1 protein-coding gene is annotated in these 250 nt (G+C 68.4%); it reads left to right on the forward strand.

Features of this window, described 5'->3' with window-relative positions; all coding sequences use genetic code 11:
* On the forward strand, positions 1 to 250 hold a 250-nt coding region (locus tag CVH10_RS22920), incomplete at both ends, for a DUF4158 domain-containing protein (RefSeq protein WP_146143327.1).

Below are 250 nucleotides of genomic sequence, written 5' to 3' on the forward strand. Positions count from 1 at the left end.
GCAACTGTGTGCGCTGCGTTATCCCGGCCGGATGTTGGTACCGGGTGAGGTCATCCCGCTGGCGGTGTCGGCCTTCCTCGGCGCCCAGCTCGGCATCACCGGCGACACGCTCGCCCGCTATGCCGTCCGCCGACAGACCCGCCAGCAGCACATGGAGGTGTTGCGACGGACCTACGGCTACAGATCGTTCCCCGGTCAGGGCGCACCGGCACGCGCGTTTCGCGACTGGCTGCTTGGCCAAGCCGAACAG

Source organism: Halomonas sp. ND22Bw (genome assembly GCF_003011945.1).
GTDB classification, from domain to species: Bacteria; Pseudomonadota; Gammaproteobacteria; order Pseudomonadales; family Halomonadaceae; genus Halomonas; species Halomonas halophila.